At 64.4% G+C, this 8,346-nt stretch carries 7 protein-coding genes and 2 pseudogenes; all 9 read left to right on the forward strand.

The window, feature by feature from the left end:
- Positions 1-197 (forward strand): annotated as a pseudogene (locus tag WBR57_RS09420) (AAA family ATPase); the annotation flags it as partial.
- Positions 194-1,117: a DUF58 domain-containing protein gene (locus WBR57_RS09425; RefSeq protein WP_424083591.1), complete on the forward strand. Its 924-nt coding sequence runs from the start codon at positions 194-196 to the stop codon at positions 1,115-1,117. The pseudogene WBR57_RS09420 and the gene WBR57_RS09425, both read left to right, overlap by 4 nt.
- On the forward strand, positions 1,114-1,572 hold the full coding sequence (locus tag WBR57_RS09430) for a DUF4381 domain-containing protein (protein ID WP_424083592.1): 459 nt from the start codon (positions 1,114-1,116) through the stop codon (positions 1,570-1,572). Before WBR57_RS09425 ends, WBR57_RS09430 begins: the two co-directional genes overlap by 4 nt.
- Complete coding sequence (locus WBR57_RS09435) at positions 1,559-2,554, forward strand: vWA domain-containing protein (RefSeq protein ID WP_424083593.1); 996 nt, start codon at positions 1,559-1,561, stop codon at positions 2,552-2,554. The genes WBR57_RS09430 and WBR57_RS09435 overlap by 14 nt, the downstream gene beginning before the upstream one ends.
- The gene (locus tag WBR57_RS09440) at positions 2,541-4,007 is read left to right on the forward strand and encodes a VWA domain-containing protein (protein WP_424083594.1); all 1,467 of its coding nucleotides are present in this window, start codon (positions 2,541-2,543) and stop codon (positions 4,005-4,007) included. Before WBR57_RS09435 ends, WBR57_RS09440 begins: the two co-directional genes overlap by 14 nt.
- Complete coding sequence (locus tag WBR57_RS09445; protein WP_424083595.1) at positions 4,004-5,053, forward strand: hypothetical protein; 1,050 nt, start codon at positions 4,004-4,006, stop codon at positions 5,051-5,053. Before WBR57_RS09440 ends, WBR57_RS09445 begins: the two co-directional genes overlap by 4 nt.
- Positions 5,050-6,051 carry an HAD family hydrolase gene (locus tag WBR57_RS09450; RefSeq protein ID WP_424083596.1) on the forward strand — a complete coding sequence of 334 codons (1,002 nt, stop codon included), beginning with the start codon at positions 5,050-5,052 and terminating at the stop codon, positions 6,049-6,051. The genes WBR57_RS09445 and WBR57_RS09450 overlap by 4 nt, the downstream gene beginning before the upstream one ends.
- A gap of 77 nt (positions 6,052-6,128) precedes the next feature.
- Positions 6,129-7,715 carry an arylsulfatase gene (locus tag WBR57_RS09455; protein WP_424083597.1) on the forward strand — a complete coding sequence of 529 codons (1,587 nt, stop codon included), beginning with the start codon at positions 6,129-6,131 and terminating at the stop codon, positions 7,713-7,715.
- Positions 7,716-7,855: 140 nt separating this feature from the next.
- Positions 7,856-8,346: pseudogene (locus WBR57_RS09460) on the forward strand (spermidine synthase); the annotation flags it as partial.

Here is an 8,346-nt window from a genome sequence, read left to right on the forward strand (position 1 = left end):
GCATCGGTCTGGACCGTTGCGCGCGCGCCGATGCCTGGCTGCGGGGCCAGGCCTTCGTGACCCCGGCAAATGTGCAGGCGGTGGCCCACCCGGTGCTGCGCCATCGCCTGCAACTGAGCTATGACGCGGTGGCGGATCGCGTGACGGCCGACCAGGTGCTGGACCGTCTGCTGAGCACGGTCGCGATTCCCGCATGAACGCCGACGGTCTGGTCTACGTCAGCCTGGCGCAGTTGATGGCTTTGCAGTTCCAGGCCCGCGACTTGAGTTTTGTCGCGCGCCAGCCCCACGACAGCCTCCTCGCGGGCAACCATGCCTCGCGCCTGCGTGGGCGCGGTTTGAATTTCGACGAGCTGCGCCGCTACCAGCCGGGTGATGACTTGCGCCACCTGGACTGGCGCGCTTCCCTGCGTACCGGCAAGCCGGTGGTGCGCACCTTTACCGAGGAGCGCGACCGCCCGGCATTGATCGTGGTCGACCAACGCATGTCGATGTTTTTCGGGTCGGTGCGCAGCTTCAAATCCGCCGTCGCCGCCGAACTGGGGGCGTTGGCGGCGTGGATGGTGTTTAACGCCGGGGATCGGGTGGGTGGGCTGGTGTTCAACGATCAACAAATCGACAGTGTGGCACCGTTGCGCAGCCGTAAACGCGTGGAGGCGCTGTGCAGCCGCATCGCCCAGCAGAACGCCGAACTGAGCGCGAGCAATGCCGAGCCCGAAGGCGACAGCCAGTTGGACAAGGTCTTGCAACAGTGCCTGGCGTTGGCTGGGCATGATCATTTGATCTGCCTGATCAGCGACTTTGCCGGCGCCGGCCCGCGAACGTTGCAACTGTTGCAGCAGCTGTCGGCGCACAACGACGTGGTGGCGCTGCAGGTGTACGACCCATTGGCGCTGAATCTGCCCAGCCGCGGGCAATTGCGCGTGACCCAGGGCCAGTTGCAAGTGACGCTTGAGGTCAGCCAGCGCCAGGTCCGCCAACCCTTGGGCGACTTTCTCGGCGGGCGCTTGAAAGAGGTCGACAGCCTGTTGCGCCGCAGCCAGGTGCCGTTGCTGATGATCAGCACTGCCCTGCCCGCTGCTGACCAGTTACGCAGCGAACTGGGCAAACGCCGGTGAACAGCCACGTGCCAAGCATCGAGCAACTCCAGGAGTTGGGCTTGCCCGCGCCGGTCAGCTATTGGCCGCAGACCTGGGGCTGGGGCGTGTTGCTGGGCGTGGTGATCCTGGGTTTTTTGTTGCTGCTGGCTGGGCGCAAATGGCTGCGTTGGCGGCGCGACGCGTATCGCCGCGAAGCCTTGGCGCGCTTGAACAGCCTGCAAGACCTGCGCGAATTACCCGAACTGCTCAAGCGCGTCGCGCTGTCGATGCCGCTGGCTGAACAAGAACGCCGGCGCGTGCCCACCCTGAGCGGCGCCGACTGGCAAGCCTTTCTGCAGCGCCACGCCGGCGCGCCGGTGCCCGACGACCTCAGCCAGCGTCTGGCCGACCTGGCGTATGGCGCCACGCTGGCGGATGCGCAGCTACTCGACCAGTGCAAAACCTGGGTGGAGCGTCACCATGTGGCAGCTTGATTACCCCGGGTTGCTGCTGTTGCTGCCCGTGCCGTGGCTGGCCTACCGCTACTTGCCGGCATACCACGAAGCCCGCAGTGCGGTGCGCGTACCGTTTTTCCATGGCATGAGCCAGGCGGTCGGTGCCGCGCCGGCGGCCAGTGGCGCGCGGCACAAGCGCAGCCAGCTGCTGCTCAACCTGCTGGTCTGGGCGTTGCTGGTAGTGGCCATCGCCCGCCCGGTCTGGGTCGAAAAACCCATCGAACGGCAACAACCGCTGCGCGACTTGATGCTCGCCATCGACATCTCCCAGTCCATGGAGACCGAGGATTTTACTGACGCCAATGGCCAGAAAATCGACCGCCTGGCCGCCGTCAAACAGGTGGTGCACGGCTTTATCCAGCAGCGCAAGGATGACCGCATCGGCCTGATCCTGTTTGGCAGCGGCGCCTATCCCCAGGCGCCGTTGACCCTGGACCACGCCAGCCTGGCGCTGCTGCTGGACGACAGCGGCATCGGCATGGCCGGGCCGAACACCGCGATTGGCGATGCGATCGGCCTGGGCCTCAAGCTGCTCGACCAGGCCCACGAACCGGAAAAAGTGCTGATCCTGCTCACCGATGGCAATGACACCAGCAGCGCGATCACCCCTGAGCATGCCGCCGACATGGCCGCCGCCAAGGGCGTGAGCATCCATACCATCGCCATTGGTGATCCGCAGGCCAGCGGCGAAGCCAAGGTCAACCTCGGCGCCCTGCAAGCGATCGCCAACGCCACCGGCGGCCGCTATTTCCGCGCCGAAGACCGAGACAGCCTGAGCCAGGTCTACGCCACCCTCGATAAAATCACGCCGCACCAGGTGAAGACACTGAGCCACCAGCCCAAGCGCGACCTGTTCTGGTGGCCGTTGGCGGCGGCGCTCGCGTTGTCGGCGCTGTATCACTTGATCGGCGCCTGTTGGGCGCATCGGCCCAGACGCGAGGTAGCCGATGGACTTCAGTGAATTCCATTTCCTGCGCCCAGCCTGGCTGTTGCTGACGATAGCTGGCGTGCTGCTGCCGCTGATCTGGCAGCGCAGCCGCGATCTGCAACGGCGCCTGCGTTGGAATATCGCGCCGCACCTGTTGCCGCATCTGCTGCTCACACCCACCGACCACCATCGCCTGCGCCCGGTGCACCTGACCAGCGCGCTATTGGTGCTCGGTGCCGTGGCGGTGGCCGGGCCAACCTGGGAGCAGGACCGCCCGGACTTCCTCGAGAACCGCGCGCCGCTGATCATCGCCCTGGACTTGTCGACCTCGATGGACACCGCCGACGTGCCGCCCACGCGCCTCACGGCGGCCAAGCACACGCTGCATGACCTGGTGCAGCGCCGCCAAGGCGCGCGCACTGCACTGCTGGTTTACGCCGGCAGCGCGCACCTGGTGTTGCCGCCGACGGATGACCCGGCGCTGCTCGATACGTTTATCCAGGCGCTTGGCACCGACCTGATCAGCAAACCCGGCAAAGACGTGGCCGCGGTGATCGACCAGGCCAAGCACCTGCTGGAGCAATCCCCCGGCACCCTGCTGCTGGTGACCGATGGCGCCGATACGGCGCAACTGCCCAGCCTCAAACAGCACTTGGCCGACAGCCCGTTGCAGGTGCTGGTCCTGGCGCTCGGCAGCAGCCCGACGCTCAAGGCACTCGCCTCGGCCATCGACGCGCCCCTGGGCAGCCTGACCCTGAATGACGATGACCTGGACTGGATCGAGCTTCACGCCCAGGCGCACTTCCAGAACGCCGACGAACAGCAGCGCCTGTTGCAGTGGAAAGACGCCGGTTATTGGCTGTGCTGGCCGCTGCTGCTGTTGGCATTGTTCAGCGTGCGGCGTGGCTGGAGCCTGAACTGGACGGCAATGTTGCTGCTGAGCGTGCTGTTGCAACCGACCCCGGCTGAGGCCAACCCGTTCCTGACGCCCGACCAGCAAGGCCGCTGGGCCTTCGAACATCACCGCTTTCCCCAGGCCGCGGCGCTGTTTGTCGACCCTTACTGGAAAGGCATCGCCGCCTACAACGCCGCCGATTACGACCTGGCCCAGGCCACCTTCGGCACGCTCGACACAGCGCAAGCTGCGTTCTACCTGGGCAATATCCAGGTGCGCCGTTTCAAGTTCGATGCCGCAATCAGCGCCTATCAGCACGCCCTGCAGTTGCAGCCGGTGTTCCCCGAAGCCAGCGCCAACCTCGCGCTGGCGATTGCGCTGAAAAAAGACACTGAAAATGCCAGCGACAACACACCGGAGGTCAAGCCGGATGAGGTCAAGTTCGACAAGGCGCCCGGCAAAGGCAAGAGCAAAGCAATCCAGACCGAGCAGGCCAATAACGATGCGCTGTGGTTGCAGAACCTGACCACCTCGCCGGCCAACTTCCTGCGGCGCAAGTTCAGCCTGCAGGACCAGGCGGTGCAGCCATGAAGCGCTTCTGCGGCGTACTGCTGTTGCTGGCGGGGCCGTTATGCGCCGCCGAGCCGCAACTCAAAGTGCAGGCGCAGTTAGTGCCGGGTGCGTCGGTGGTGGTCGGCGAGCAGCTGCACCTGCAGGTCGATGTGTTGACCGACACTTGGTTTACCGCGGGTGCGACGCTGCCGGCGTTGAAGCTGAACGGCGCACGGGTGCAGGCGCCGGGCGGCGAGGCCCAACACATCACCCAGGAGATCGGCGGGCAGACCTTCTACGGTATGCGTTACGCCTACCGCATCACGCCGAATGTGGCGCAGCACTTCAGCGTGCCGGCGCTGAGCGTCAGCGCCCAGCCGGGACAGGCCAGCGCGCCGTTGACGGCGCAGAGCGAGCCGCTGACGTTCGAGGCCAGCCGGCCAGCGGGTTTTGCGCCTGGGGAACCGGTACTGGTTGCCGGCGCCGTGCGTTTGAGCCAAACCCTCGCCGCCACCGACCTTAGAGTCGGCGACAGCCTGACCCGCACCCTGACCTTGCAAGCCGACGATACGCCGGGGTTGGCGCTGCCCCCGCCCGCTGCGGCGCACATTCCGGGCCTGCGCCTGTACCCGCAAGCACCCGCCATCAGCAACCTGGATGATGGACGCGGCGGCATCACCGCTGGCCAGCGCATCGACCGCCAGGTGTACCGCGTGGAAAGAGGCGGCCACTACCACCTGCCCGCCATCAGCGTGAAATGGTGGGACACCCGCAACCATCGCCTGCAAGTTGCGCAACTGCCGGCGCTCAGCGTCGAGGCCCAGGCCGGCAGCGCCTACACGCCGGCCTTCTCCATCGCCGAAGACCTCAAGGTCCTCGGCCAGCACCGCCGCTGGCAGCTGTCGCAACAGTTGATGGTCTGGGTCGCAGGCGCGGTGCTGCTGGTGTTGGCCGCCTACCTGCTGCATGCGCTGTGGCCGCGGGTGCCACCGATCCGGCGCAGGCTTTGCAGAATATTGCGTTGGGTGTGCCGTCAACTACGCTTGCTTCCACTGAACCCTCGTCTCGAAAAGGACTTCCCATGACGTCGCTGCGTTCTGTGCTGCCCCTGTTGCTGCTGCTGAGCTTCCCGGCCCAGGCTGTCGACCCGTTGCCGTCATGGAATGAGGGCCCGAGCAAACGGCAGATCATCGAGTTCGTCCAGGCCGTCAGCATTGAGGGCTCCAAGGACTTCGTAAAGCCCGGCGAGCGCATCGCCGTGTTCGACAACGACGGCACGCTGTGGACCGAGCAACCGGCGTATGCCGAAGTGCTGTTCGCCTTCGACGAGGTCAAGCGTCTGGCGCCCGAGCACCCGCACTGGAAAACCACCCAGCCGTTCAAGGCCGTACTCGAGAACGATCACCAGGCCCTGGCCCAGAGCGGCATGGACGGTCTGCTGAAAATCATCGGCGCCACCCACACCGGGGTCAGCACCGAAGCGTTTATCGACAACGCCAAAAACTGGCTGAAGCAGGCCCGCCACCCGAAAACCGGCAAGCCGTTCGACCAGATGATCTACCAGCCGATGCTGGAAATGCTCGACTACCTGCGCAGCCAGCAATTCAAGACCTACATCGTGTCCGGCGGTGATACCGCGTTTATGCGCGCGTTTGCCGAAGAGGTCTACGGCGTGCCGCCAGAGCAGGTGATCGGCTCGAATTTCGTCACCCAATACCAGCTCAAGGACGGCCAGCCCCAAGTGCTGCGCACCGCCAGGCTGGCGCATAACGACGATGGGCCGGGCAAGCCCGAGAGCATCGACGCGATTATCGGTCGCCGGCCGATCCTGGCCTTCGGCAACTCCGACGGCGATCTGCACATGCTGCAGTGGACCGCCGCCGGCAACGGCAAGCGCTTGATGGGGTTGGTGCACCACACCGACGCCAGGCGCGAGTGGGCCTATGACCGAAATTCTCAGGTGGGGCGCCTGGACAAGGCCCTGGACCTGGCCAAGACACAGCACTGGACCGTGGTGGACATGGCGCGAGAGTGGCGGCGCATCTACCCGTTCGAACCGGCTGTGCAGCCGCAGGTGCAATAAGCAAAGACGTCGCGATGGACTGTAATAAACGTTGGTCGCAGGCAATGCGACTCAAGCCCTAGAAAGGAGCAAGTCTTATGACTCGCATACGTAAGTGGCTGCCGAAACTCGCCCTGGTGGCGGCTTCGGTGCTGGGGGCCTCGGCATCCGCCTGGGCCGCCGACAAGCCGAATATCCTGGTGATATTCGGCGACGACATCGGGCAGACCAATATCAGCGCCTACTCCATGGGCGTGGTGGGCTACAAGACCCCGAATATCGACCGGATCGCCAAAGAAGGCATGATGTTCACCGATTACTACGCGGAGAACAGCTGCACGGCCGGGCGCTCGTCTTTCATCACTGGTCAGACGCCGTTGCGCACCGGCCTGTCGAAAGTCGGCATCCCAGGGGCCCCGGTGGGGCTGCAAAAACGCGATATCACCATTGCCCAGGCGCTCAAGTCGCTGGGGTATTCCACCGGGCAATTCGGCAAGAACCACCTGGGCGACCGCGACGAATACCTGCCCACCAACCATGGTTTCGATGAGTTCTTCGGCAACCTGTACCACCTCAACGCCGAAGAGGAACCGGAACGCCCTTACTGGCCCAAGGATGACGCCGAATTCGTCAAGGCCAACACCCCACGCGGGGTGATCCACAGCTTTGCCGACGGCAAGATCGAAGACACCGGCGCCCTGACCACCAAGCGCATGGAAACCATCGACGACGAAACCACCGCCGCCGCCCAGGCGTTCATCAAGAAACAGGCCGAAGCCAACAAGCCGTTCTTTGTGTGGATGAACACCACGCGCATGCACGTGTTCACTCACGTGCGTGACTCGATGAAGGGCCAGAGCGGCATGCCCGGCAACGAGTACGCCGACGGCATGCTCGAGCACGACGGTGATGTGGGCAAACTCCTGCAAACCCTCGACGAGCTGAAAATCGCCGACAACACCATCGTGGTCTACACCACCGACAACGGGCCGAACCAGTTCTCCTGGCCGGACGCGGCCACCACGCCGTTCCGCAACGAGAAAGACTCGAACTGGGAAGGCGCCTACCGGGTGCCGGCGATCATCCGTTGGCCGGGCAAGGTCAAGGAAGGTGTGGTGTCCAACGAGATGGTCTCGGGCATGGACTGGTTCCCGACCCTGCTGGCTGCCGCCGGCGACGCCGAGGTGAAAGACAAACTGCTCAAGGGCTGGGCGCCGACCACCGGTGGCGGCAACTTCAAGGTGCACCTGGACGGCTACAACCAGCTGCCGTACATCACCGGCCAGCAACCCAAAGGCGCGCGTAACGAGTTCTTCTACTTCAACGATGACGGGGCACTGGTGGCGGTGCGCTTCGACAACTGGAAAGTGGTGTTCGCCGAGCAGCGCCAGCCGGGCGGTTTCCGCGTCTGGAGCGAGCCTTTCGTGCAACTGCGGGTGCCGAAGATCTTCAACCTGAGGATGGACCCCTATGAGCGCGCGGATGTGGTGTCTGACCAGTATTACGACTGGAGCACCAAAAACGTCTACCTCGGCGCGGTGGCGGTAACCAAGTCGGCGAAGTTCCTCGAGACCTTTATCGAGTACCCGCCCAGCCAGAAACCGGCCAGCTTCAGCATCGACCAGATCCGTGAAGCGGTGGACAAGAAGATTGAAGCGAAGATGAAGGCCGCACCGGCTTCATAAATGGCACAACACAGGCCCCACGTGGGGGCCGGCTCGCTCGAATGCGCTGGACCAGATACCGATGCATTGACTGGCACCCTGCAGTTGCGAGCAAGCCGGCGCCCATTTTTGGGCAGCGTACATCTTTCAAGGTCGTCCTAATGTCTTCACGCACCGCCAACCCTGTCACCGCACGTAGCGCTGCCTCATCAACTCTGATCCCCGCCCTCCTCCTGTTTGTTTCCGGCGGCGCGGCCCTGGTGTACCAGGTGCTGTGGATCAAGCAGCTGTCGCTGGTGGTCGGTGTCGAGGTGTATGCGATCACCACCGGTATCAGCGCGTTTTTTGCCGGGCTGGCCTTGGGTGGGTTGTTGTTTGGGCGGCTGGCGGATCGCTTTTCGCGGCCGCTGCTGTTGTATGCAGGGCTTGAATTACTGGTCGGTGTCTTCGGGGTTGGCGCGACGCTGGCACTGGGTACGGCGGCTGAACCGTTTGCCTGGCTGGAGGAACGCATCGGCCTGCTGGCCTGGGCGTTGCCGTTTATGTTGGTGGGCCTGCCGGCGGTGCTGATGGGCGCAACCCTGCCGGTGCTGGTGCGTTCGCTGACGGTCGACGCCAAGGCGTTGAGCCGCGCCGGTGGGCGCTTGTACGC

Origin of the sequence: Pseudomonas sp., assembly GCF_049590575.1 — a bacterium.
In the GTDB taxonomy this organism is placed as follows: Bacteria; Pseudomonadota; Gammaproteobacteria; order Pseudomonadales; family Pseudomonadaceae; genus Aquipseudomonas.

Excerpts from the sequence above, each read along its gene's own strand:
- WBR57_RS09445 (WP_424083595.1), top strand. The coding sequence starts at position 4,004 with ATGAAGCGCTTCTGCGGCGTACTGCTGTTGCTGGCGGGGCCGTTATGC.
- WBR57_RS09440 (WP_424083594.1), top strand. The coding sequence starts at position 2,541 with ATGGACTTCAGTGAATTCCATTTCCTGCGCCCAGCCTGGCTGTTGCTG.
- WBR57_RS09425 (WP_424083591.1), top strand. The coding sequence starts at position 194 with ATGAACGCCGACGGTCTGGTCTACGTCAGCCTGGCGCAGTTGATGGCT.
- WBR57_RS09455 (WP_424083597.1), top strand. The coding sequence starts at position 6,129 with ATGACTCGCATACGTAAGTGGCTGCCGAAACTCGCCCTGGTGGCGGCT.
- WBR57_RS09450 (WP_424083596.1), top strand. The coding sequence starts at position 5,050 with ATGACGTCGCTGCGTTCTGTGCTGCCCCTGTTGCTGCTGCTGAGCTTC.
- WBR57_RS09435 (WP_424083593.1), top strand. The coding sequence starts at position 1,559 with ATGTGGCAGCTTGATTACCCCGGGTTGCTGCTGTTGCTGCCCGTGCCG.